The sequence below is a fragment of the Bacillus sp. G402 genome (genome assembly GCF_051172515.1).
Taxonomy (GTDB): Bacteria; Bacillota; Bacilli; order Bacillales; family Bacillaceae; genus Bacillus; species Bacillus altitudinis.
The window spans coordinates 22,419-45,316 of sequence record NZ_JBPIZC010000004.1 but is presented as its reverse complement, the minus strand read 5'-3'; the positions used below and the strand labels follow the sequence as shown (position 1 = coordinate 45,316).

Below are 22,898 nucleotides of genomic sequence, written 5' to 3'. Positions count from 1 at the left end.
GTTTTTGGGACGCTTGACTACAATGTGAATTCAGACCGTGACATCAAACAAGAACAATGCATGATTTATATCAAACGAGTGTGAATTGACGTAGTCAAGCCATTTACGGTAGCTTGGTAGAAACTTGCGGGCCATATCCCCGCCATTATACGACTTCTATCTATTTGATTTCTGTGTCTATTGTACCAACTTCATTTTTAAAACACAATACAAAAAGCGAACATTTTTCAAAGAAATGTCCGCTTCATTCGTCTTATTACACGAATTTGGAAAATCACATCTAGTTCTTTATACACCCATCACTGAATTCTGGCAAAAACCGTTCCTGCTACATCGAAAAATGCCTTCACAGCAGGAGAAGCTTGCGTGAGCGATGGACAGGCAAGCGCCACCTCACGATGATGCGATACATTCAGATGACTGATCTGCACAAGTTGCTGCGTTTTTAGGAATAACTCAGGACCTATCGTCACACCAAGTCCTTCCCCAACCATGCGGGCAATGGTCGTACAATCATGCACTTCAAATAAAATAGACGGCTTGATTTGCGCCTCTGAAAAAATATCCTCTACATGGGACTGATACATGCCAGTTGGCATAATAAACGGTTCGTCCGCTAATTCTTCCATATCTACAATTGGCTGCTGCTTAAAACGATGATTTTCGTGATAGGCAACCACCATTTTATCTTTCATAAGTGGCAATAGATCAAACGCTTTATCCGCTTTACCTTTTACAACAAACCCAACATCAATAATGCCAGAATCGAGCCACTCCAATATTTCTTCATATGTCCCCTCATAGAATTTAAATTCAATCTTTGGGTGCTTTTTCTGATAGCTCACAAGTAGCTTTGGCAATAAACAAGCGGATGCACTGGCAAAAGTTCCAATTCGAATCAAGCCAGACTCAATATTTTTGGTGAGCGCAATCTCCTGTTGAATTTTCTCTACTCGATTTAGCACTTCTCTTATATGCGGAAGAAGGGTTTCACCGGTATCTGTCAGCGTGATGCCCTTTTTTCGGTCACGCACGAATAAAGACACGCCCCACTCCGTCTCTAAACTTGCCACCGCATGACTCACGGCAGACTGTGTCATATTTAACGCTTCAGCTGCGGCGGTAAAACTGCCTAGCTCGACCACTTTAGCCATCGTCTCGAATCGAACAAAGCTCATGAGTATTCACTCATCCCTTTCATGAAAAACATCAATTTTACTTATGTTAGCACGGAATTTAAAATGAATACAACGTTTCAACATAAAGGAAGGGTTCAAAATGAAAAGTACATCTTATCCATTGCTCATATTTCTTTTAGCCGTCGGTTCTTTCGTCACAGGTACTTCAGAATTCGTCGTATCAGGCATACTGGACATTATTTCTGACGATCTGCGCATCTCCATCCCGGTTGCGGGACAGCTCATCACCATCTATTCTCTTTTTTATGCCGTGGGTGCCCTCTTTTTAGTCATGGCCACATCGAAATTGAATCGAAAAAAGGTTCTTTTATCGGCAATTTCCATGTTTATAGCGGGGAATGTGCTCGCCTTTTTTAGCCATCACTTTATGCTGCTCATGCTCTCACGGGTCATCATGGCCATGAGTGGCGGCTTATATATTGTACTCGCAACAAATTATGCAGCGCAGCTCGCCCCGCCAGAAAAAAAGGGGAGTGCGATGGCAACAGTAATCACTGGATTTACAGTTTCACTAGTACTCGGTGTACCGATTGGAACATTTTTAGCAGGATATGTAGATTGGCATGCCATTTTTCTCATCATTGCAATAGGGACCGCTTGTCTCTTGTTTCTTCTGTATCGATTATTACCGCCTATGGAGGGACATTCCCATGTGCCATTCAAACAGCAAATGCAAATTCTTCAAGACCGTAGGGTGTTAAGCGGCTTAGCCACGACAGTCTTTTGGATTTTAGGTTACACGATGGTATTTGCTTACATTTCGCCATTATTGCGGCAAACATCCGGATTTACGCTTGAACTGACAAGCATTGCCTTGCTTGTCTTAGGCATCTCCGCTTTTATTGGCTCGCGCTTTGGTGGATACGCTGTCGATCAATGGGGACCAAACCGAACCATTTCAATCAGCATCACGGTTCAGATGCTCATGCTCTTTGCATTATCCTTTACACAATTTTCAGTAGTTGGCGTCTTCATCACGCTCGCCATTTGGGGCACCGCCACATGGACAACAACACCAGCCAAGCAATTTTATCTCATCTCCCTAAAACCTGAAACATCGGAAACCGTGCTGAGTTTTAATACAGCGATTATGAATATCGGCATGATGCTTGGCTCGTCAATGGGTGGTCTGATTATTCAATATACAAATGTAACGAATTTAAGTTGGATTGGCGGGCTAGCCAGTTTTGTTGCGTTGATGTTGATTCGGTACTCGTTCAATCGCAATCGGCGGATGCACCAACAGATAAAAAGCGAACATGTGTAATCATGTTCGCTTGCTTATTTATCGACTAGCTTTTGATGTTTCTTTTTTGACTGGAATGGTTACCGTTATTTCTTTTTGTGGTGCCAACATATTCAGATTTGACAGATCAAGATACAGCCCATAATCCTTAAATGAAAAATGGTTTAACGATAGTTTTTCTAACTCCTTCACATCAAAATCAAAGGTGGATTGCATAGAAGCTGTCTGTAGATTGGTCACCTTTGCATCGTTCGCCTTCAAATAATATCCATTTTCATAATTTACTTCAGGGTCTGGCCATGATTTCATCTTTTCAACATCACCTAATCCTATCCATTCCCCTGCATTCTTCATCACACCTTCATCTAATTCTTTCTGGCCTACTCCAGTAAATTGATAATCTACTATCACAGAACGGCCTTTTTGCTCAATTTTATTAATTTTAATCCCAATCCCATAATGCTTTGTCTTGAACTGAATAGGCAGCTTCGTCTGGAGGGGAATGATTTTACTTTCTTCATGTTCTACCCATAAAGCAGTGAAAAATGTTAGTTCTGTTGCCTTTGGATCGATTGGCTGATTTAAGATTGTCATATGATTTATCCTAGTTTTTTTGTTTGAAAGTTGTTTTTCCTCAAATCTTGTCCCAGTCTCCAGTCTGTACTTATTTCCTAAATTATCTCTCATTCTATCTATTAAAATCTTATCATCTTTTGCGACACCATTGTAATCAATCGCATATTGAATCACAGAGGAATTCACTCCATTTTCCACCTTGATATCTTTCACTTGATAACGTCCATTTAAAATAGATACTTCTTTTTGTCCTGCTAATAAGGTGGTTTTTTGCTTAACCACAGGCAACTCAAAGCGCCAATTCCCTACAATATCTCCAATTTTCGAAATCACGAGTTGTGCTTTTTGACCTTGTTTAATCGTCTGTCCATTTGTAAAGAATTCCATTCGTCCAGCATATCGACCATCTTTTAATTTTTTCAACTCGGGACTATCTATATTGGGTTGAAAATTTTCATTGATTTGATCTGAATCAATCTTGATCGGTATAAAATCTTCTTTTGTATGAAAATTCTCCACAGTAAACGTATAAACAAGCCGCCCTGCATCATAATACACACTGTTTACTTTCACAGTAACCCCTCTTGATTCAGCCCCCTCATTGACATGCTTCACCAACTCACTCTGAAAAAGAGACATTCCTACTTTATCGTGAAACATCATATATAACTGTCCAACAAACGGCACTCGAGCCATCGCTGTATTAAGAGAAGGAAAAATGAAGCCTGATGAAAAGTAAAGGACAACAAGGGCGATAACTGAATAGATTGGCGTTCTCCAATTCCATGTGAACCAACGTCTTTTCTTTTCCGCTTTCACATCTCCCATTGCTTGACGAATTGCAGAGGTCAATTCAACTTTTGGTACATCAATCTCTTCATAAAGCTTTTTCATTTCTTTTCGTTCCATCGACACTCTCCTCCTTCTCCAATGTTTGCTTTAATAACTTTCTTGCTCGATACAAATGAGTTTTGACCGTTCCTTCGGGCACACCCATCTGTTCAGAAATCATTGAAATCGAATAATCTTGAAAATAAAATAGCTGAATCACGAGCTGATATTGCTCATCTAATACATCTAGTGCATTTTTTAAATCGAGCTTGTCTTCCAAAAAATCATGACGCTCAACGCTTTCATGATGCTGTTCAAACGGAACAACATCTTGCTGCTTTTTCTTCATCGCAAAAATCGTATGAATCAAAATCCTAGTCAGCCATGTAGAAAAATAAGCCGGTTCTTTTAATCCAGATAAATGCTTAAATGCTTTCATGACCGTCTCCTGAACAGCATCTAACGAATCCTCTTTATTTCTTGTATAGAGAAAAGCCGTTTTATATAAACGCTCTTGATACATCAGCATTAATGTCTCAAATGCCGGGACATTCCCTTTTTGTGCTTTTTTAATTAGACGCACTTGCTTCATCTCATTCACACCTCCTACACCTGTTAGAGCAAGGTTTCTCTCAAACGGTTTCAACAATCGGAAATTTCTTTTACTTAGCATATGTCGGACAAAAACAGAGAAAGTGAAGAATAGGCCGCAAAGATCGTATTGAACTTTTGATATAATGGAAGAAATATCTGCAAAAAGGAGGATATTGATTGTTTCTATTTGAAGAACCTGCTTGTGCTAGCTGCCAAAAGAAAATAGAAGGTAACGAAGAAGTGTACGTTAAGCTGATCTATCCAAAGAGACGAGGGATGACAGAAGTGAAGGCTTGGCTAAGGAATGAAGGGGTTTTTTATTGTAAGGCATGTACAGAACAAAAGACATCACATGGAGGATAAACACATGAACAAAATCACTTTTCCACAATCATTTCCAACGATACATACCGAAAGACTGATCTTAAAACAAGCAACGATCACAGATGCTGAGGATATGCACATCTATTTATCCAATGAAACTGTCTGCCGCTACATGGGCATTGATGCACATGAAACAATTGAAGACACAAAAGAAGAAATCAAGTGGTATGACAATATCTTCAAAGAACAAACAGGCATCCGCTGGGGCATTTCTTTAAAAGATAACCCTACCATCATCGGCAGCTGTGGCTTTCTCAATCTAGAAAAACAGCACCGCCGTACGGAAATTGGCTATGAATTACACCATGATCATTGGAGAAAAGGCATCATGAATGAAGCGATCACTGCGGTGTTGCGGTATGGATTTCAGGAGATGAACTTGAATCGGATTGAAGCGATCATTGATCCAGCTAATACGTCCTCTGTTCAATTATTGGAGAAGGTTGATTTTGTGAGAGAGGGTTTATTACGAGAGTATGAATTGGGTCAGAAGGGATTCGATGATGTGTATATGTATTCAATTTTGAAGAGAGATTACGAAAAATCCTATTAAACAGAGGAGAAACAAATGAAAACGGATATTCATTTCATCCAAAAGCCGCAATCAGAGTATGTTTCTTTTCACATTTATGAACTCAATCCAGCGATTGAAAAACTTGTCCAGCAAGTGGAGCAGTCAGCTCCCTATTTCTTAGCACAAGAACCTACGAAAGAAAGAGTGAAAAAGGTCTATTATCACGACATTTTATATATAGAAAGCGTTGATAAAAGATCGTTCTTGTATACGTCAGATGGAGTGTTTCTCTTAAAGGAAAAGTTATTTGAACTTGAAAAACAGCTTAAAGCGCACGATTATGTCAGGATTTCAAAATCGATGATTCTAAATATAGATTCTATTGCCGCTATTTCTCCTAAAACAAGCGGTCGTTTTGAAGCAAAGCTTACAAATGAGGAAAAGGTGATGATTTCACGTTTTTATATCCAATCATTAAAAGAGAAACTTGGGTTACGAAGGAAGTGAACAGGATGAAACGTTATATCACAAATCTTTTGATCACATTTTGTATAATCTTTACTACACTCGTATTGATTTACTGTTTCACGTTTGGAACGATGCCCATCTATATTTTACAAGCCATCATGTTCAATTCCTTTTTTTCAAGCGCCCTGACCTTCTTGCTATACCCAAAACAAACGTACAGCCATCAACGGATTCTTTTTCAACAAATTCTATATATCGTCCTTGTGATGTGTATGATTATGACCACCATCATCATCGTGAGCGGTGAAATCAGCCCCCTTTCGTTTATCGTGAATTTCCTTGTGGTTATGGCTTTATTCTTTGTGATCAAGTACCTATTGTATAAAAAAGATCAAGCAACCGCTGAGGAAATCAACGACCTTTTACAGCAGCGAAAGAAACGAACAACATCTTAAAGCGCATCTTAGGGCTAAAAATTGACATGTTAGGAAGATTTCATTGTGACTTCTGCTTGATTCCATTACTCTGACATTAGAGGGGGAATCAACAATGAAACCAATGACAATCATTCGAAAATCAGTACTTCTACTGCTCTTTTCTTTAATCATTCCAACAAGTGCAGGTGTCTATTTATCCATCAAAGAAGTAACCGACCCGATGACCATCTATCTCATCAATGGCTGCGCCATGCTAGCTGGGTGTCTTTTACTTCTATTCATTATTCAAAAAAGTCGTTTTCACTTGAAAGAAATAGGTTTTCGAAAAGGCTCTCTCGGTATGTGGATATTTCCGATCCTGATCATCGAGGCCATTCCGTTTATTGCTGGATTCAACAAGGATTTAACTGTTTCTTCCTTTCTAGCACTTTGTTTCTTCATGGTGTGTGTCGGTCTTTTTGAAGAAGGAATCTTTCGAGGCATTCTGTTTCAATATTTAAAACAAATCAACTTGAGCACTGCCATATGGGGCTCCGCCGTACTATTCGGTCTCGGTCATGCTGCGAATCTACTAAGCGGAAAAAGCATCACCTTAACCGTCGCACAAATCCTATTCGCCTTTTTATTTGGATTCGTAGCAGCTGAAATCGTTGCACTCACGAACAGCTTGCAATGGGTGATCTTATGGCATGCGGTTCATAATATCGTGGATCAAACCACAAATGGGCAAACGTCTGTGGGAATGCAAATGCTTTTGCTTTCGATTCAATGTGTCATTTTGCTTGTTCTTGCGGTGGTGTTGTGGAGAAGATTAAGAACGAAAAGTTGAATCAACTCCTCAATCTATGAAACGCAGAACGAAGTCAATCAACTCTTTGTTTCTTTATCCGTTCATATGGTTAAGGTCGAAAAAACATATTTTAGTTTCTGGCACAATAAAGCCCAGACCGTAGACAAACCCCACCTTTACTTGAAGTAAAGGTGGGGTTTTCACTTATTTTGATAATATCTATAGTTGTCTTACGCTGGACATGGTCCTTTCCATGTCCAGTTTGCTAGCTTTTTAAGATTCATTGCAGCGAAAGTAAGCATCGCCTGCATTGAAACTTTTTTGAGTCCTCGAAGTTTCGTCCAACGCATACCATGCTTTTCTTTTGCATCCGCAAAAACGCGTTCTATTGTTTCTTTCCGTTTTGCATAGATGTCTTTATTCATTTGTGTCAGTCTCAGATGGTATGCTTCATCTAGTTGATTTCGTCTTTCTTCTTCACGTTTCGATAACATGTTTATCCCCCAACAGATTAGTGTTATTACCCTTATTATACAAAAAAGCTTGTAGACTTTGTCTACAAGCTGAAACAGGCTCTTCAGCCTGTTCTTTACTATCCAGTGATGACCATATTGACGAATGGCACATTCAATAAAAAGAAAACGACGAGAAAAACAATTAAACTAAACCATGACTTTTAATAAATATAAGTCATGGTTTAGTTTTTGACGTGTCATCATTTGTTATCTTATTCTCCAAGTTTTTGAAGTTGTTTGACCTAAATATTTTGTATAGTCATGGTATTTATACCATTTAAAAACATTTCTTCTGTAATAAGCATTACCTTCTACTTTCGCTTGTTCTTGTACCCGAAAATATGTATTCGGAGCTTTGATCGAAGCATACGCTGCAGCTATAGTAACTGCCACTCCTGTAACTGGTCCTCCATAAATTGAAGCAATTATACCAGCAATTGTTGTTACAACTGTTGTATTAAGGGAGCTTGAAGATTTATAACTATTAACAGTTGACCAACTACTACGAGTTTGCATTATACTACTTTTATCTTCTACAATCTCATCAAATTTAGATACAGTAATCTCTTCTTTTCCCGTACCTCTATTAGTAACTGTAACCCCTTTTTCGACCGATTCAATATCATAAACAGCATCTTTAGTTGTCGCTATATATGAATATTCATTATTCTTTTTGAAACTTTCTAAGTATTCAACTTCGCCTGTTTCTTTATTCACTATTTTTATTTTTTGATATGTAGGTTTATCAGTCAAAACTTCATATTCATATGTACTATTAATAGGTATTACACTATTGTTAACCTCTGCATTTACTGAACTTATAAAGGGGGAAAACCCAGTGGAAACTAATGTTAACATTAAAATAAGAATAAAAACTTTCTTCATAAAATAAAACCTCCTATTTTTGTTTCTTAACAATATTTCTAGAAAAGAAAGAAATAAATGTAATTGCTGCCCCGATCCCTATTGCATTATAAGAGTAATAATAAGTCTGTCTATCTAAAAAAATAGTAGAAACTAATCCTAAAATAGCAATAATAAAACCTATCCATTCAAACTTTTTTAACATTCTTGGACCCCATTCTAACTATAACGTAATATTATCATAAAATACAACTTTTTACAATAAATTAAAATATTTCTTGGAATTTTCATCTCTATTTTGTCTAAGATATTTGCTTTAAAAAATCCGAATTTTACTATGAAAATTTTTGACCTGATCTTTAAAGCGCATCTTAATATTTTCAAGGATCCAGTAAGAGCATCCTTTTCTATGTAATTATGTAATTCTTGATGCCAACATGCCAATACGCCATAACCTCAAAGTCTCATTGGCTACCTCATCCTCACCTTCTTCAATCCTGATCAAATCTCCATCTTCCACATACGTCAAATTGAGTTCCTGGTGAATGCCCTTCAAGACCGATCAGCCTTCTAAAAGCAAAAAGTCAATTTTCTAAAACAGTATTTCCGATATACTAAACTCGTAAGGCAAGGAGGTGCTCGGTTGTCCTATCAAGAACATGAGAAAACGATTCAAGACACATTAAATTATATTGAACAGCACCTGAAAGAGGATTTACATCTTCAAACTCTGGCGAAACACGCTAGTTATTCTAAATTTCATTTTCACCGTATGTTCAAGAAAGTGATTGAGAAGTTAGTTGTGGATTATATACGGGAACGTCGAATGACCCAAGCGGCAAAGGATTTAATTCATACGGACCAACGGGCGATTGAAATCGCGTTGCAGTTTCGATTTAGTTCACAGGAATCCTTCACTAGAGCCTTTAAGAAGATATATGACATGTCATCCGCACGTTATCGGAGATTACTAAGGAATGTCATTGATAAGGAAGAAACGAATATGGTTGCAAATAAGAACACACCTACTGGCTGGATTATGACAGGAGAAACACCAACTGATTATGAAACAGGTTTGGTTGACAGAATTGTACACAGTGGTACTACCTCAGCTTACCTGAAATCAAAGGATGAAAAAGCACGAGGATTCGCGACCTTAATGCAGTAAATTAAGTCTGATCGTTACCGAGGAGAACGCCTTCAATTTTCTGCTTTTGTGAAAAGCGAAGATGTGAAAGGCTCGGCTGGTTTATGGATGAGAATCGACCATTCTTCAGGTGAAGTTCTTGCGTTTGACAATATGATGAACCGGCCCATTACAGGAACAAACGGATGGAATCATTTTAGTGTGGTACTAGATGTTCCAGTAAAAAGTGAAGTCTTTGCGTTTGGTATATTACTACAAGGCCCAGGTCACATTTGGATGGACGAACTTAGTTTTAAAACGGTAGATGAAAGTGTGCCAGTGACAGAACAAAACGCTGTGGATGATTTAGAGGGTACACCCGTTAATTTAAATTTTGAGGGCTAGCCGACAGAAGGAGGAGGTTGATTGCCATGAAAAAAATTGGTGTGATTTTATTGTTCGCTTTGAATTCACTCACCTTTATTTGTGGCCTTGGATTTTTATTTACGGAAGAGGATACCACTTTAAAACAGAAGTAAAATAAAATTAAAAATGAAGACAAGACACCCACAGGACAAAAAAAATCAATTAAAAAAGATATCCCTACCACTATCTCTTTTTTGTAATCTTGGTATAATAGAAAAAATCAGAAAAATGAGAATGCGATGATAAGGAATAGTACTTGCCGAAATGTTTTCAGAAAGTTGCTGGTTGATGAGAAGCAATAACATAAAGGTAGGGAACTCACCTTAGAGTAGCCTTAGTGAAATGAAAAGGATTGATGTAGTTAAGGTCGGCACCCCGCCGTTATACGGGAGGATATAAGATCAAACAATCTGTATCCGAATAAGGGCATGATAATGTTTGTTTATCATGAAACAGGGGTGGTACCGCGTAAGAAGAAGTCTTTCGTCTCCAATGAAAATATTGGAGATGAAGGACTTTTTTTATTCTATTTACTAGGAGGAATCGATAATGTTTAACCACAAAAAATACGAAAAGAAATACTTTCTGCCACCGAACCTTACTTATGATTGGGTGAAGAAAGAAACATTAGAACGTGCTCCGATATGGTGCAGTGTGGACTTACGGGATGGAAATCAAGCATTACCTATTCCTATGAACTTAGAAGAGAAATTGGACATGTTTCAGTTACTAGTAGAGATCGGTTTTAAAGAAATCGAAATCGCATTTCCAGCTGCTAATGATACAGAGTTTAAGCTATTGCGGACACTGATTGATCGTCATATGATTCCAGACGATGTCACGATTATGGTGATCACGCAAGCGAGAGAGCATATTATCCGCCGAACCTTCGAAGCCATTAAGGGAGTACCGAAAGCGATTGTTCATTTATATAATTCAACTTCAGAAGCGCAGCGCAGACAAGTATTTAAGAAAACAAAAAAAGAAATTAAACAAATTGCCATTGATGGCGCTATTTTAGTAAAAGAACTGGCCGAAAAAACAGAAAGTGATATTTATTTTCAATATAGTCCTGAAAGCTTTCCAGGAACAGAAGTGGATTACGCGTTAGATATTTGTAATAGTGTTTTAGATATTTGGAAACCGACACCACATCACAAAGCGATCATCAATATTCCGACAACAGTTGAATATTCAATGCCTCATATCTTTGCAAGTCAGATTGAGTATATACAAAAAAATCTGTCTTACCGAGACAGTGTGACATTATCTGTTCACCCTCATAATGACCGCGGGTCTGGGGTGAGTGATGCAGAATTTGGTGTGCTAGCTGGCGCAGAAAGAGTCGAAGGGACATTATTTGGTATCGGTGAACGTACAGGGAACGTAGACTTGATTACCTTGGCGATGAATATGTATTCACAAGGCTATGATCCACAATTAAATTTCAATAACTTAGAAGCGATTCGTAAAAAATATGAAAAACTAACCAAAATTACTGTTCACGAGAGACAGCCATATTCTGGGGAGATGGTTTTCACCGCATTCTCTGGGTCACATCAAGATGCGATATCTAAAGGGATGAAATATAGAAAGGAACATCATGTTGATAAATGGGACGTTCCGTATATCCCAGTAGATCCAGTTGACTTGGGGAGGAATTATCAAACGGATGTAATTCGAATCAATAGCCAGTCTGGAAAAGGCGGCATAGGCTATATATTAGAAACAAATTATGGTATTCAACTTCCTTATCAAATGAATGAAGCCATGGGATATGCAGCGAAGAAAGTATCTGATCAGACAAATAGGGAATTGTCTGTCGAAGAAATATATCATGTTTTTAAAGAGCAGTATGTTGATTTTCACTCTCATTTCCAGCTGATCGATTATCAATTTCATAAAGGAGAGAAGCAAGAAGTCACCTTAACTTTGCTGAGAGATCATCAACAAATTGACATACAAGGAACTGGCACTGGAAGTTTAGATGCAATCAGTAATGCGTTAAAAGCACATTTTCATCTCGAGTATGATTTGGAAGTCTATGAACAGAATTCTTTGGGCAACGATTCTCAAGCAAAAGCCTGTGCACAGATTGGTATTTCAAATCAAGGAAAAATGCATTGGGGTGCTGGAATTGATAAAGATATTATTGAAGCAACAGTAAAGGCCCTGGTGGTTGCAGTGAATAAACTAGAGGTTTGGATGTAGATGGAAACAGATAAACTTGAAAAACATGAAGCGATGCAATATTTAAGAGAATATAACGAACAAGAAATCTTTTATCAACAATACCAACAGAAGAAGCGTGACAATCAATCATTGCAATTATTTTTGAAGGATTATGATCAAAACAATTTCATGCAAAAGCAAATATATATAGAAGAATTTTTGCTAAAAGGGCAGAACGAATTTGAAAAAGAGGATACCATGTGGTTAGGTCAGGAGAAAGATATCGAAGTGAGAAAGTATAGCCGTTTTATGCCTCAATTGTCGGCTATCCATGATTTCTTTGAGATGATCTATGTTCTGGAAAATGAGATGTATGTAGAAGTGGAAGATAAAAAAATCGTTTTAAAATCAGGAGATATTGCCTTTATTCCACCTGACACAATACACAAGCCACTTGTAATGGAGAATACAATCGCAATCCAAATCATGATCCGCAAAAGTACTTTTCAAAAAGTGTTTTTTAAAATGTTAAAAGGCAATCATGTCATTTCAGAGTTCTTTTTGAATGCATTGTATATAAAAGAAAATAAACATATTCTTATTTTCCATAGTCACTTGGATAAAAATTTGCTAGACTGCTCTCTTCAACTTTTCACAGAAAATCACAATCGATTTCCTGGTTACCAGTTGATTATGAATAATTTGTTTGAAATATTATTATGTCTCTTATTAAGATTCAAACCAAGTCATATGAACGTCATTCAGGTCAAACCATATAGTGATATACGTATGATTCAAATGCTTCAATATATTCAGCAATGTTGTGAGCATATAACAATTCAGGAGATGGCAGAGGAATTTAACCTTTCACAATCTTACCTGTCTAAATATATAACTCGTACACTCGGCAAATCATTTAGTGAGATTCGACAAGAAATAAGATTGGAAAAAGCCTGCGAAATGCTAACCGGTAGTAATTTACAAGTGGATCATATTTCGGGAGCCGTTGGTTATCAAAATGTAGAGCATTTCATTCGTTTATTTAAGAAAAAGTATCACCTAACACCACATCAATATCGTTTAAATAATAGAACATAATGAGCAGAATGTATGACACTTATCTTTAAAGTGAAATTTTAAAATCAAGAAAATGTCAAATCAATACGAATAAAAAGGAGACATCATCATGTCAATCAAGAAAGTAAAAGATTATTTTAAACAATATGAGATGGATACTCGAATTCAGGAATTTTCAGTATCTAGTGCAACCGTAGACTTGGCTGCTTCTGCATTGGGCTGCGAACCTGAAAGAATCGCAAAAACACTCTCCTTTCTAGTAAATGGACAAGCTATTTTAGTTGTGACCTCTGGCGATGCAAAAGTTGATAACAAAAAATTCAAAGAATATTTTAAAACAAAAGCGAAAATGCTGCCTCCTCAAGAGGTCGTTGACTTGGTCGGTCATGAAATTGGCGGAGTATGTCCTTTTGCTATAAAGAATGGTGTTTCTGTTTATTTAGATATGTCACTCAAACGTTTTGAGACAGTCTATCCAGCCTGCGGGAGCAGTAACAGTGCTATTGAACTAACAATAAAACAATTAGAAAAATACTCAGGTTATTCACAATGGATTGATGTGTGTAAGGGATGGAAAGATGAATGAACAAATGAAAACGGAAGGAAAAAGTGCAATTAAAAATAAAAAAGAGCTAGGAACCCTTGATACACAAAGGTTTTTAGCTCTATTATTACTATTCCCACTCAATCGTAGCAGGCGGCTTACTCGTAATATCATACACCACACGGTTAATATGCTTCACTTCATTCACGATACGAGTCGAGATCTTTTCAAGTACATCCCAAGGGATTCTTGCCCAGTCACTCGTCATACCGTCAATAGACGTAACAGCACGGATACCGATTGTGTAATCGTATGTTCTTGCGTCACCCATGACACCTACGCTGCGGATGTCTGGGAGGACCGTGAAGTATTGCCAGATGTCGCGCTCAAGGCCGAAGTTGGCAATTTCTTCGCGTAGAATCGCATCCGATTCACGGACGATTTCTAGTTTTTCTTCAGAAATTTCACCTAGTACACGGATTCCTAGTCCTGGACCTGGGAATGGCTGTCTCCATACGATGTCGTCTGGAATACCAAGCTCTGACCCTAGGGCACGGACTTCATCCTTGAATAGTGTATTGAGTGGCTCAATCAACTCGAACTGCATGTCTTCTGGAAGACCGCCAACGTTGTGGTGAGATTTGATTGTTTGTGCCGTTGCTGTTCCACTCTCAATGATGTCTGTGTAAAGAGTTCCTTGTGCTAAGTAGTCAATTCCTTTTAGCTTGTCCGATTCGTCATCGAATACATAAATGAATTCGTTACCGATGATTTTACGTTTTTGCTCAGGATCAGACACACCTTTTAGCTTGTTTAAGAAGCGATCTTTCGCATCTACTTTAATCACGTTCATGTTGAAACCTTCGCTAAATGTTTTCATAACCCCTTCTGCTTCGCCTTTGCGAAGAAGACCGTGGTCAACGAAAATACATGTCAGCTGATCGCCGATGGCTTTATGGATCAATACCGCCACAACAGATGAATCTACACCGCCGCTTAGTGCGCACAATACTTGTTTGTCGCCTACTGTTTGACGGATTTTCTGCATTTCGATTTCAATGAAGTTCTCCATTGACCATTTGCCATCGCAGTCACATACGCCGAAGACAAAGTTCTTCAATAGATCATTTCCGTACTCAGAGTGACGTACCTCCGGGTGGAACTGAACGCCATAGAAATTCTTCTCAGCTAAGCTCATCGCTGAGTTTGGACAATGTGCACTTGTTGCATCAACTGTAAAGCCTTCTGGTACTTCAACGACAAGGTCACCATGGCTCATCCAAACGACTTGATCCGTTGGAAGGTCTTTGAATAGAGCAGGTGTTCCGTTAATATGAATGTCTGCTTTTCCATATTCACGCTGGCTTGCCGCTTCTACTTTCCCACCTAAATAGTGAGTCATCAGCTGCATGCCGTAGCAAATGCCTAGAACCGGAATGCCTAGATCAAAAATCTTTTCGTCACAGCGGAAAGATCCTTCATCATATACACTGTTTGGTCCACCAGAAAGGATGATTCCTTTCGGCGCCATTTCTTTAATTTCTTCAGCAGTTAAAGTGTGCGGATGAAGCTCACTGTACACACCAAATTCACGAATACGGCGAGTGATCAGCTGATTGTACTGACTACCGAAATCGAGAACCAAAATCATTTCATTTACTAAATTTGTCATGGTGTCACCTCTATGTCCAATATAGTTTTTATAAACGCACAGAAAAAATGAGAGGAGAAAACCTCTCTCAGTGTAAATCACGCTTTTGAAGCGCCCAGACTCACATCCGAACGCTTCAATTTCATGTATTTTAGAAGGTTTTAATATTCACCTATTCTAACAACAGGAAGGTACGTGGTCAAGACTATCTCCTGTTTATTAAATTTTCCCATAACTTCACCGACTGCTGCCAAAGCGCCGACGCATCTTCTCGTCTATAGAGCGCCCGCTCATAGAACTGCGTTAGTTCAGACATGTGATGATTCCTTTCCTTGTCATCGATCAAAGAAGCAAATTCTCTTAGCGTCATGCCTGGCTTTTTCTCGATCCCTCTGCGCCTTAGCTGCTTTAATAGAGCAGCATATGCGTAGAAAAAAGCTTCCTCATCTGGCAGACGTTTTACCTTTCTCACAATAAAGATTGGTAGCCATCTTGCTCTGAACCGGTAAAGCACCCAGCCAATGAAGCCAAGAAGGACAATCGCACCTGCTGCGTAGCCCAAGATTGAACCAACATGAACCATACTTGGCTTTGCTTTAGCTGCTTGTTCCTCTTGTTTTGCCGCCTGTTCTGGTTCTTGTTGCTGCGGCTGCTGTGTCTGCTCGTTTTCTTGTTGATCAGATGCGGGCTGATCTTTTTCATCCTCTTGATCATCTGCTTGGTCGTTGTTAGCCGTGGTTTCATTCGTAAATGTCTCTGGGTTCGTGAACCCTTTTGTCGGTTCAAAAGTCACCCAACCACGGTTTGGAAAATACACCTCTACCCATGAATGGGCATTGTTATTGGTCACTTCATACACATTGTTTCCATCCATCTGTGTTTCATATAACTGACCAGACGTATATCCTTTCACCCATCTCGCCGGAATTCCAATCGAGCGAAGCATGACAATCATCGAGGTTGAAAAGTTATCACAATAGCCAATCATCGTATCAAATAAGAACTGATCCACATAGTCTTCGTCACGCCCAGGCACAGCGACATTTTGGGTTTCATATGAAAACTTCGCAGATCCTAAATAATCCTCAATCGATTTTGCTTTATCATACATATTATCCTTCGTTTCCGTTAAGCTGTTCGCCAATGTTTTCACACGCTCTGGCAGCGAGGATGGGAGCTGCAAGTATTCACGTCCGACCTGCTGGTTTGCTTGCTGCTTGGTCGGTACTTTGATCCGCTGTAAATCCTCTAGGATAAATGTAGGTGATAAGAAGCTGACTCGATAGTTCCCTAAATTTTTGGGCGGGTTTTGAGTAGATGGGACAATTTTCTCCGTTTTGCCCATCATTTGCAGTGGAATGTTTTCCATTGGCGTCAGCATAACCGTACCAATCGGATAAACAGCATGATTAAATCGATAATTTGATTCCATATCGACTCTCGTTTCATGCTCCTCTGTTTTCACGCGATTGGTAAACCACCGATTCGGCACTTCATTCCCTTTTAACCGAGTAGGTTTCGTATCATTTGAAGCATCCTCCCAGCCTTTCCCCGTGTAAATACTTTTTGTTTCTACACGAAAATAAGACGGCTCTTTTCCGCTCCATTTAAATACCGGTGTACGATCCTCACTAAACGGTCCCCCAAGCGACGAATCATCCGCACTATATCCCACCTTATTCTGCCCGGTGGAACCATCTTGATTCGTGACCGCTTTAAAAAACGGGACAGGGTCAGGCCATTTCGGATCAGATTTTGGCAAAGAAGCACCGAGTGATGCTGATACAAGAACAAGCGCCAGCATGGGTAAGAACCAATTGAGACGCGCTTTCTGTGACACCCGCACACCTTCAGCCGAACGAAGCCGGTCGAAATAGAGCAGGCCAAGCAAACAAAAGCCAAATACCATAATTCGAACGATCGCAAAAGTCGCATCATAAGGCGTAAACGTATCAAGAATCGTGACATATACAATCGTCATCAGTAAAAAGAAAAAGATACGCTGCTGATACACAACCCAATAATGAAGCAAATAAACAAGCAGCCAAAGCAAAATATAAAACAACAATGTGCGGAAAGACGGATACATGTCACTCCACATGCCCATGCTCATTAAAGAAATATTATCTTGAATATCAGCAAACAGCGCAGGCAGATAACTTGGCTCTGATTGATAAAAAATCAAATATAATGCGAGCAAGATCAATCCAGCACAAATAGGAAACGTCACATACCACTTCAATCGAAAGAACGTAAACAAACACGTAAGCCCTATAAAAATGATGAAATAAGACGTATGACTCGTCTCTGTAAAATCTTGAAGCGGACGAAGCCACTCCCAAAGCAGCAGAAATGCGACAGCATAATAGATGAACAACTCAAAACGACTTTGCCGCTGATGCATATGCAGCATAAATGTTTGTCACCTCACAGATCTTTCGTGCAGCCGGTCCTCAAATAAAAGGGTCGTGTATATCCCAGAAGCTTTAAGCCGGTCCACAAGCTGTTTTTCTTTTGCCGTCAATCGATCAACGGCTCTCTTCACTAAAAGAACGGTGATGTTCTTTCTGTTTCGATTCCCAAGTAAAATGGTAGCAAGCTCTTCTTGCAGATGACCTGTCACCACATACTTTCCTGTCTGCTGGTGCTCACTCGCTGTTAATGATTGATAATCAGGTGCACGAGAAGGCTGATACTGCACCTTTGTTAAATAGTAGAGCATGTCCTGTAAATGCCACTCTCCTTGATCCACTCGAAATAAGTGCTGATCCCCAAGCGGAACAAAGCCTACCGGCACCCCTTTTTTCACAGCCGTTTGCAGAACCGATGCGGCCATAGACACAATCGTTTCAAAAGCGGCTTCATCTGTAAAATCAGCAAACACCACCAGATCCTTTGTCTGATTCTGTTCAAACTCCTTCGTCATAAGCTGACCTCTTCTAGCTGTTGTCTTCCAGTCCACCCAAGCGAAACGGTCTCCTTGCTGGTATTCACGCACACCTGTCGTCACATTTGTCGGTTCATTTAACCAAGAGTGCACCGCTTTGCCTCCATTTTCATTCACCGATGCAGCAGATTCAACCGGAATATCCAACATTTTCGGATATACAAGTAATTTTTTCTCTAATGGAAGAAGCACTTCTTTTTCCACAAACCCAAACATATCACCCGTTTTGATTCTAATTGCCGTCAATTGATGCTCTCCCCGCACAATGTCATTGAATTGATACGAAAATCGCCACGTTTTCCGAAACCATGGAAAGATCATTCGCTTCATTTCAATCTGTTCCTGTAAATGGAAGGTATCCGGCGGGTCATCCTCAAGTATGGCGTACACGTACGGAAATAAATTCGTCCGCTTGATTTCAAGGTCAACAGACAGCACATCCCCTGCCTTTAAGCGGGTATACTGTAATGTCCTTTTGGCTGTTGCACGAAGTGGAACAAGGGCAAACAACAAAGCATACAAAGCATATGGTAAAAATGCATAGAAAAGGAACCAGCTCACAAAGCCGCCCTGAAACATGGCATAGCAAAAGGCTGTTGCCGTGAGAAGAAGGAGCATAAACACCCGTAACCATAGTGAAAAAGCGAAACGGTCACGTGACTTCATTGAGTCATCGACTTTTGAACTGGTACGCCAATATGCTCAATCATCTGTCGCAACAGTGTCTCCGCCTTCTTCCCTTCATATGTTGCTTCTGATGTCAAAATCATGCGATGCGGCAATGTGTAAGGCGCCAAATACTGTACATCATCAGGAATCACATAATCCCGCCTGTTCAACAGCGCATACGCCTGAGCCGCTTTCATCAATGCAATTGAACCCCTTGGGCTCACGCCTAAATAGACAGACGGATGATTTCGCGTCGCTTGGGCGATTTCGACAATATATTCTTTAATCGATGCATCCACATGTACGGTCTGAACCGCTTGCTGCAAAGCATGGATATGATCTTTTGTCATGACTGCCTGAAGCGTGTCAATTGGCGATTGTTTCTCCTGCAAATTCAGCACCTCAAGCTCCTCCAGCATGGTTGGATACCCCATCTGCAGCTTAAATAAGAAACGGTCCATTTGCGCTTCTGGAAGTGGATAGGTTCCCTCATACTCCACTGGATTTTGCGTAGCCATCACAAAGAAAGGATCTGCCAGCGGCATCGTTTCTCCGTCCACTGTGACACTGCCTTCTTCCATCGCTTCAAGAAGGGCTGATTGTGTTTTAGGAGAGGTTCGGTTGATTTCATCAGCCAAAATAATCTGCCCCATAATCGGTCCTTGTCTAAATTCAAACTCGTTTGTCTTTTTATTATAAATCGACACACCTGTTACATCTGAAGGCAAAAGGTCAGGCGTAAATTGGATTCGCTTAAACTCACACCCAATGGATTTTGCCAGAGCACGAACCATCATGGTCTTCCCAACGCCAGGCACATCCTCTAATAGCACATGCCCCTTCGCCAAAATCGCAACAAGGCTTAATATCGCAATATCTTTTTTCCCCACCATCACTTTATTGATGTTATCTACGATTTTTTGTAAATCTGAATGCATCGGTTCATCAAATGCCATCCTGATCCTCCTATCACGTTTCCGTCAATTTTCATATAGTCTAACTTTACCATACAACACGCATTTGCATGAAACATCAACACGTAGAAAAAAGAAGCCTTCTCACGACGGAAAAGACTTCTGCTCCTCTTTAGGCTCACTTGCTGGTTCCATATGAACATGAGAGTGTAGAATATCATGTTCCTGCTTCATTCTGCGTTCAATTTCATCTGCAATATCATGGCTTTCTGCGATGTTTAAATGCGGTTCTACTTCAACGACCACATCCACATGGACGGTGCTTCCAAGATAACGAGCTTTAATGTCTTTCAAATCGCCCACTCCTGGTGTCGCTTCAATCGTCTCTTTATATTTAGACATATCTTTTATATGAAAACCGTCCGTTAACGAATGAGACGCATCTCTGAAAATCTCCCACGCCGTTTTACAGATAATTAAGCCAATCACAAACGCAGCAAGCGTATCAACCCACGCCAGCTGAAATTGAGAGGCGATAATTCCGACAAACGTCCCGATACTCACATAAGCATCTGATTTATTATCAGCCGCTGCGGCATATAGCGCCTGGCTATTAATTCGTTTAGACAGTTTACGGTTATACATATACACGCCATACATCACAACCGCACTTCCTGCTGCCGTCCAAGCTGCAATCATATCAGGCGTTTGATGCTCTGATGAGAAAAGCGACTGGCCTGCACTCAGCAAAACCTGAAGCCCGACAAGCATCATAATAAAGGAAGCCACAAGTGACGCAATATTTTCAGCTCTAAAATGACCGTATGGATGATCCTCATCAGGTGGCTTCTGAGAAATACGCAACCCAATTAATACGGCAAGCGAAGCAATGATATCTGTCGTATTATTCAAGCCATCTGCGGAAAGGGCTTCTGAATGAAACACATACCCAATGATCAGTTTGACAGCAGATAAGATCACATAGGCTATAATGCTGACCCAAGCACCTGTTTCACCTTGTCTTAATTCGTTGTAGCGCTCCATACCGAACAGCGCCTCCTCACACATTACTTTTCTATATTTATCTTACAAAGCCAAGCCCGTGTGGGTCTACAGCAACATGATTCGCTTGAATCAGCAAAATAGGATACATAGAAATGTGTTGACCTAAGCAAACTTATTTTTATAAGGTCAATTGACCTCAAGACCCACTCCCATCAACGTTTTTCAAAACCACCCCGAAAAATGAAAAAGAACAAAATCACTCTACTGTACAATTGTCAGAATAGTTTTATTTTAAAACACAACTTTTCTTTCTTCCTTCTTATGCTATTTTTAAGAATGGGCAGAGGAAAATGAGGGAACATAATCTCTCAAATCCTTTATACTTTTTAACATCATGTTAAGAGGTTTGAAATGTCAGTTTGATAACCTGTCCAATGCTGAATGACAATTCAGTATGATAAAATTTAAAATATTCTAAAAACAAACTCTCGAATAAAAGAGAAATGTTTGGAGGTAAAGAAATGTCCAACATGACAAACGGTCTTCAAAAAAACCTTAAGACAAGACATATTTCAATGATCTCCATTGCCGGGGTCATTGGGGCAGGGCTATTTGTTGGTAGTGGTGCTGTCATTCATTCTGCAGGGCCTGGATCGATTCTTTCCTATTCATTTGCCGGACTTCTGGTCATCTTTATTATGAGAATGCTTGGAGAAATGGCATGTGCCTATCCGACAAGCGGCTCTTTCTCACAATATGCGAGCGACGCCATCGGCCCGTGGGCTGGGTTTACAATCGGCTGGCTTTACTGGTTCTTCTGGGTCATCGTCATCGCCATTGAAGCCATTGCCGGTGCTGCCATTATTCAATATTGGTATGGAGATGCACCTGTTTGGCTCACAAGTCTTATCCTCACAATCCTCTTAACTTTGACAAATATCTTTTCTGTTAAATCTTTTGGCGAATTTGAATATTGGTTTTCATTGATTAAAGTCGTCAGCATTATTCTATTCCTACTCATTGGTTTTGCATTTATCTTTGGTTTTGGCGGTCATCATACTGCAGGTCTTGCCAATTTAACGGGGAATGGCGGTTTCCTTCCAAACGGGTTCGGCTCTGTGCTCCTCGGGATTGTCGTTGTCATCTTTTCATTCATGGGAACCGAGATTGTGGCAATTGCCGCAGGTGAATCAGCAGACCCTGTCAAATCTGTGACAACAGCTACTCGTTCAGTTGTATGGCGTATTATTGTTTTCTACGTCGGATCGATCGCTGTCGTTGTCACGTTACTCCCATGGAATTCAGCGAATATTTTAACAAGTCCGTTCGTTGCAGTATTAGAATACATCGGTGTCCCATCAGCCGCTCAAGTCATGAACGTCATTGTTTTAACAGCCGTTCTTTCTTGTTTAAACTCCGGCCTATACACAACGTCCAGAATGCTTTATTCATTAGCAGAAAGAGGCGAAGCACCAAAACGTTTTATGAAAATCAGCAAACGCGGTGTCCCAGTAGCAGCTACAGTCGCAGGTACCTTCTTTTCCTATATCGCCGTCATGATGAACTACTTTTACCCTGAAACCATCTTTCTATTTCTAGTCAATGCCTCTGGTGCCATTGCACTTCTTGTCTACTTGGTCATTGCCGTTTCACAATTAAGAATGCGTCGTAAAATTGAAAAAGAAAATCCAGAACAACTCAAAATCAAAATGTGGCTGTTCCCATACCTTACGTACTTTACCATTTTGGTCATCTGCGCCATCTTGGCCTCTATGCTGTTTATCGAATCAATGAGACCTCAGCTCATACTGACAAGCATCATTACTATCAGTGTACTAGCCGCCTACTTCATCTTTAAACCAAATAAAAAAGTGCCTGCAAGTGCAGCGCTTGAAAATAAACACCCTTAATTCTCCCGCTGAAAAGCGGGTTTTTTTTATTTTATTCAC

22 protein-coding genes, 2 pseudogenes, 1 riboswitch and 1 other annotated feature are annotated in these 22,898 nt (G+C 39.8%); of the genes and pseudogenes, 12 read left to right on the top strand and 12 right to left on the bottom strand.

Translation table 11 applies throughout. The features are described 5' to 3' along the window. Positions 1 to 71: 71 nt before the first annotated feature. Positions 72 to 173, bottom strand: a riboswitch (purine riboswitch). 126 nt (positions 174 to 299) lie between these two features. Beyond that, positions 300 to 1,178: a LysR family transcriptional regulator gene (locus ACSBQP_RS15975; RefSeq protein WP_224562728.1), complete on the bottom strand. Its 879-nt coding sequence runs from the start codon at positions 1,176 to 1,178 to the stop codon at positions 300 to 302. Between the two features lie 100 nt (positions 1,179 to 1,278). On the opposite strand from ACSBQP_RS15975, the gene ACSBQP_RS15970 reads away from it, so the two are divergent. Then, a complete protein-coding gene (locus ACSBQP_RS15970; protein ID WP_435028613.1) occupies positions 1,279 to 2,466 on the top strand; it encodes an MFS transporter in 1,188 nt (395 codons plus the stop codon). Between the two features lie 18 nt (positions 2,467 to 2,484). On the opposite strand, the gene ACSBQP_RS15965 is transcribed toward ACSBQP_RS15970, so the two are convergent. Beyond that, positions 2,485 to 3,930 carry a DUF4179 domain-containing protein gene (locus ACSBQP_RS15965; RefSeq protein WP_435028612.1) on the bottom strand — a complete coding sequence of 482 codons (1,446 nt, stop codon included), beginning with the start codon at positions 3,928 to 3,930 and terminating at the stop codon, positions 2,485 to 2,487. Beyond that, positions 3,899 to 4,444, bottom strand: a complete 546-nt coding sequence (locus tag ACSBQP_RS15960; protein ID WP_035391460.1) for a sigma-70 family RNA polymerase sigma factor — start codon at positions 4,442 to 4,444, stop codon at positions 3,899 to 3,901. Before ACSBQP_RS15960 ends, ACSBQP_RS15965 begins: the two co-directional genes overlap by 32 nt. Before the next feature lie 179 nt (positions 4,445 to 4,623). On the opposite strand from ACSBQP_RS15960, the gene ACSBQP_RS15955 reads away from it, so the two are divergent. The 5 genes from ACSBQP_RS15955 (at position 4,624) to ACSBQP_RS15935 (ending at position 7,078) form a co-directional block, all read left to right on the top strand. Then, positions 4,624 to 4,809 carry a hypothetical protein gene (locus ACSBQP_RS15955; protein WP_056705714.1) on the top strand — a complete coding sequence of 62 codons (186 nt, stop codon included), beginning with the start codon at positions 4,624 to 4,626 and terminating at the stop codon, positions 4,807 to 4,809. Between the two features lie 4 nt (positions 4,810 to 4,813). After that, positions 4,814 to 5,383: a GNAT family N-acetyltransferase gene (locus ACSBQP_RS15950; protein WP_435028611.1), complete on the top strand. Its 570-nt coding sequence runs from the start codon at positions 4,814 to 4,816 to the stop codon at positions 5,381 to 5,383. A 15-nt stretch (positions 5,384 to 5,398) separates the two neighbouring features. Further along, the gene (locus ACSBQP_RS15945) at positions 5,399 to 5,851 is read left to right on the top strand and encodes a LytTR family DNA-binding domain-containing protein (protein WP_435028610.1); all 453 of its coding nucleotides are present in this window, start codon (positions 5,399 to 5,401) and stop codon (positions 5,849 to 5,851) included. A gap of 5 nt (positions 5,852 to 5,856) precedes the next feature. Next, positions 5,857 to 6,267: a hypothetical protein gene (locus ACSBQP_RS15940; RefSeq protein ID WP_435028609.1), complete on the top strand. Its 411-nt coding sequence runs from the start codon at positions 5,857 to 5,859 to the stop codon at positions 6,265 to 6,267. Positions 6,268 to 6,361: 94 nt separating this feature from the next. Next, positions 6,362 to 7,078, top strand: coding sequence for a CPBP family intramembrane glutamic endopeptidase (locus ACSBQP_RS15935; protein ID WP_435028607.1), 717 nt, complete (start codon positions 6,362 to 6,364; stop codon positions 7,076 to 7,078). Positions 7,079 to 7,269: 191 nt separating this feature from the next. Here ACSBQP_RS15935 and ACSBQP_RS15930 read toward each other — a convergent pair. From ACSBQP_RS15930 to ACSBQP_RS15915, 4 genes and pseudogenes are all read right to left on the bottom strand, one after another. Next, positions 7,270 to 7,506 (bottom strand): annotated as a pseudogene (locus tag ACSBQP_RS15930) (transposase); the annotation flags it as partial. A gap of 255 nt (positions 7,507 to 7,761) precedes the next feature. Continuing rightward, positions 7,762 to 8,439: a hypothetical protein gene (locus tag ACSBQP_RS15925; protein ID WP_317328773.1), complete on the bottom strand. Its 678-nt coding sequence runs from the start codon at positions 8,437 to 8,439 to the stop codon at positions 7,762 to 7,764. A 13-nt stretch (positions 8,440 to 8,452) separates the two neighbouring features. Continuing rightward, on the bottom strand, positions 8,453 to 8,623 hold the full coding sequence (locus ACSBQP_RS15920; protein WP_317328772.1) for a hypothetical protein: 171 nt from the start codon (positions 8,621 to 8,623) through the stop codon (positions 8,453 to 8,455). A 202-nt stretch (positions 8,624 to 8,825) separates the two neighbouring features. Further along, a pseudogene (locus tag ACSBQP_RS15915) lies at positions 8,826 to 8,977 on the bottom strand (protein rep); the annotation flags it as partial. Between the two features lie 84 nt (positions 8,978 to 9,061). Here ACSBQP_RS15915 and ACSBQP_RS15910 point away from each other — a divergent pair. The 5 genes from ACSBQP_RS15910 to ACSBQP_RS15890 all read left to right on the top strand — a co-directional run bounded on the left by ACSBQP_RS15910 (position 9,062) and on the right by ACSBQP_RS15890 (position 13,805). Further along, a complete protein-coding gene (locus ACSBQP_RS15910; RefSeq protein ID WP_317328771.1) occupies positions 9,062 to 9,586 on the top strand; it encodes a helix-turn-helix domain-containing protein in 525 nt (174 codons plus the stop codon). An 87-nt stretch (positions 9,587 to 9,673) separates the two neighbouring features. Continuing rightward, a complete protein-coding gene (locus ACSBQP_RS15905; RefSeq protein ID WP_317328769.1) occupies positions 9,674 to 9,949 on the top strand; it encodes a hypothetical protein in 276 nt (91 codons plus the stop codon). Between the two features lie 251 nt (positions 9,950 to 10,200). Further along, positions 10,201 to 10,464: a binding site (T-box leader), on the top strand. A gap of 55 nt (positions 10,465 to 10,519) precedes the next feature. Then, positions 10,520 to 12,181, top strand: coding sequence for a 2-isopropylmalate synthase (locus ACSBQP_RS15900; protein ID WP_435028606.1), 1,662 nt, complete (start codon positions 10,520 to 10,522; stop codon positions 12,179 to 12,181). Further along, positions 12,182 to 13,240, top strand: a complete 1,059-nt coding sequence (locus tag ACSBQP_RS15895) for a helix-turn-helix domain-containing protein (protein WP_435028605.1) — start codon at positions 12,182 to 12,184, stop codon at positions 13,238 to 13,240. 88 nt (positions 13,241 to 13,328) lie between these two features. Then, positions 13,329 to 13,805 carry a YbaK/EbsC family protein gene (locus ACSBQP_RS15890; protein WP_435028604.1) on the top strand — a complete coding sequence of 159 codons (477 nt, stop codon included), beginning with the start codon at positions 13,329 to 13,331 and terminating at the stop codon, positions 13,803 to 13,805. Between the two features lie 88 nt (positions 13,806 to 13,893). Here the strand turns inward: ACSBQP_RS15890 and guaA are convergent, their stop codons facing one another. From guaA to ACSBQP_RS15865, 5 genes are all read right to left on the bottom strand, one after another. After that, entirely contained in the window at positions 13,894 to 15,435 is a 1,542-nt protein-coding gene (gene guaA, locus ACSBQP_RS15885) for a glutamine-hydrolyzing GMP synthase (protein ID WP_367638557.1), read from the bottom strand. 184 nt (positions 15,436 to 15,619) lie between these two features. Further along, positions 15,620 to 17,827: a transglutaminase TgpA family protein gene (locus tag ACSBQP_RS15880; protein WP_435028603.1), complete on the bottom strand. Its 2,208-nt coding sequence runs from the start codon at positions 17,825 to 17,827 to the stop codon at positions 15,620 to 15,622. A 9-nt stretch (positions 17,828 to 17,836) separates the two neighbouring features. Then, positions 17,837 to 19,027 (bottom strand): DUF58 domain-containing protein, encoded by a 1,191-nt coding sequence (locus ACSBQP_RS15875; protein WP_283931244.1) that lies wholly within the window; start codon positions 19,025 to 19,027, stop codon positions 17,837 to 17,839. Beyond that, positions 19,024 to 19,986 carry an AAA family ATPase gene (locus ACSBQP_RS15870; protein ID WP_017366721.1) on the bottom strand — a complete coding sequence of 321 codons (963 nt, stop codon included), beginning with the start codon at positions 19,984 to 19,986 and terminating at the stop codon, positions 19,024 to 19,026. Before ACSBQP_RS15870 ends, ACSBQP_RS15875 begins: the two co-directional genes overlap by 4 nt. Positions 19,987 to 20,088: 102 nt before the next feature. Then, a complete protein-coding gene (locus ACSBQP_RS15865; protein WP_008344349.1) occupies positions 20,089 to 20,988 on the bottom strand; it encodes a cation diffusion facilitator family transporter in 900 nt (299 codons plus the stop codon). A 482-nt stretch (positions 20,989 to 21,470) separates the two neighbouring features. Between ACSBQP_RS15865 and gabP the strand changes: the two genes are divergently transcribed. Further along, positions 21,471 to 22,859 carry a GABA permease gene (gene gabP / locus ACSBQP_RS15860; RefSeq protein ID WP_017359846.1) on the top strand — a complete coding sequence of 463 codons (1,389 nt, stop codon included), beginning with the start codon at positions 21,471 to 21,473 and terminating at the stop codon, positions 22,857 to 22,859. Positions 22,860 to 22,898 lie beyond the last annotated feature (39 nt).

Coding starts and splice junctions, on each gene's coding strand:
- ACSBQP_RS15975 (WP_224562728.1), bottom strand. CDS start 1,178: ATGAGCTTTGTTCGATTCGAGACGATGGCTAAAGTGGTCGAGCTAGGC.
- ACSBQP_RS15970 (WP_435028613.1), top strand. CDS start 1,279: ATGAAAAGTACATCTTATCCATTGCTCATATTTCTTTTAGCCGTCGGT.
- ACSBQP_RS15965 (WP_435028612.1), bottom strand. CDS start 3,930: ATGGAACGAAAAGAAATGAAAAAGCTTTATGAAGAGATTGATGTACCA.
- ACSBQP_RS15960 (WP_035391460.1), bottom strand. CDS start 4,444: ATGAAGCAAGTGCGTCTAATTAAAAAAGCACAAAAAGGGAATGTCCCG.
- ACSBQP_RS15950 (WP_435028611.1), top strand. CDS start 4,814: ATGAACAAAATCACTTTTCCACAATCATTTCCAACGATACATACCGAA.
- ACSBQP_RS15945 (WP_435028610.1), top strand. CDS start 5,399: ATGAAAACGGATATTCATTTCATCCAAAAGCCGCAATCAGAGTATGTT.
- ACSBQP_RS15940 (WP_435028609.1), top strand. CDS start 5,857: ATGAAACGTTATATCACAAATCTTTTGATCACATTTTGTATAATCTTT.
- ACSBQP_RS15935 (WP_435028607.1), top strand. CDS start 6,362: ATGAAACCAATGACAATCATTCGAAAATCAGTACTTCTACTGCTCTTT.
- ACSBQP_RS15925 (WP_317328773.1), bottom strand. CDS start 8,439: ATGAAGAAAGTTTTTATTCTTATTTTAATGTTAACATTAGTTTCCACT.
- ACSBQP_RS15920 (WP_317328772.1), bottom strand. CDS start 8,623: ATGTTAAAAAAGTTTGAATGGATAGGTTTTATTATTGCTATTTTAGGA.
- ACSBQP_RS15905 (WP_317328769.1), top strand. CDS start 9,674: ATGAGAATCGACCATTCTTCAGGTGAAGTTCTTGCGTTTGACAATATG.
- ACSBQP_RS15900 (WP_435028606.1), top strand. CDS start 10,520: ATGTTTAACCACAAAAAATACGAAAAGAAATACTTTCTGCCACCGAAC.
- ACSBQP_RS15895 (WP_435028605.1), top strand. CDS start 12,182: ATGGAAACAGATAAACTTGAAAAACATGAAGCGATGCAATATTTAAGA.
- ACSBQP_RS15890 (WP_435028604.1), top strand. CDS start 13,329: ATGTCAATCAAGAAAGTAAAAGATTATTTTAAACAATATGAGATGGAT.
- guaA (WP_367638557.1), bottom strand. CDS start 15,435: ATGACAAATTTAGTAAATGAAATGATTTTGGTTCTCGATTTCGGTAGT.
- ACSBQP_RS15880 (WP_435028603.1), bottom strand. CDS start 17,827: ATGCTGCATATGCATCAGCGGCAAAGTCGTTTTGAGTTGTTCATCTAT.
- ACSBQP_RS15875 (WP_283931244.1), bottom strand. CDS start 19,027: ATGAAGTCACGTGACCGTTTCGCTTTTTCACTATGGTTACGGGTGTTT.
- ACSBQP_RS15870 (WP_017366721.1), bottom strand. CDS start 19,986: ATGGCATTTGATGAACCGATGCATTCAGATTTACAAAAAATCGTAGAT.
- ACSBQP_RS15865 (WP_008344349.1), bottom strand. CDS start 20,988: ATGGAGCGCTACAACGAATTAAGACAAGGTGAAACAGGTGCTTGGGTC.
- gabP (WP_017359846.1), top strand. CDS start 21,471: ATGTCCAACATGACAAACGGTCTTCAAAAAAACCTTAAGACAAGACAT.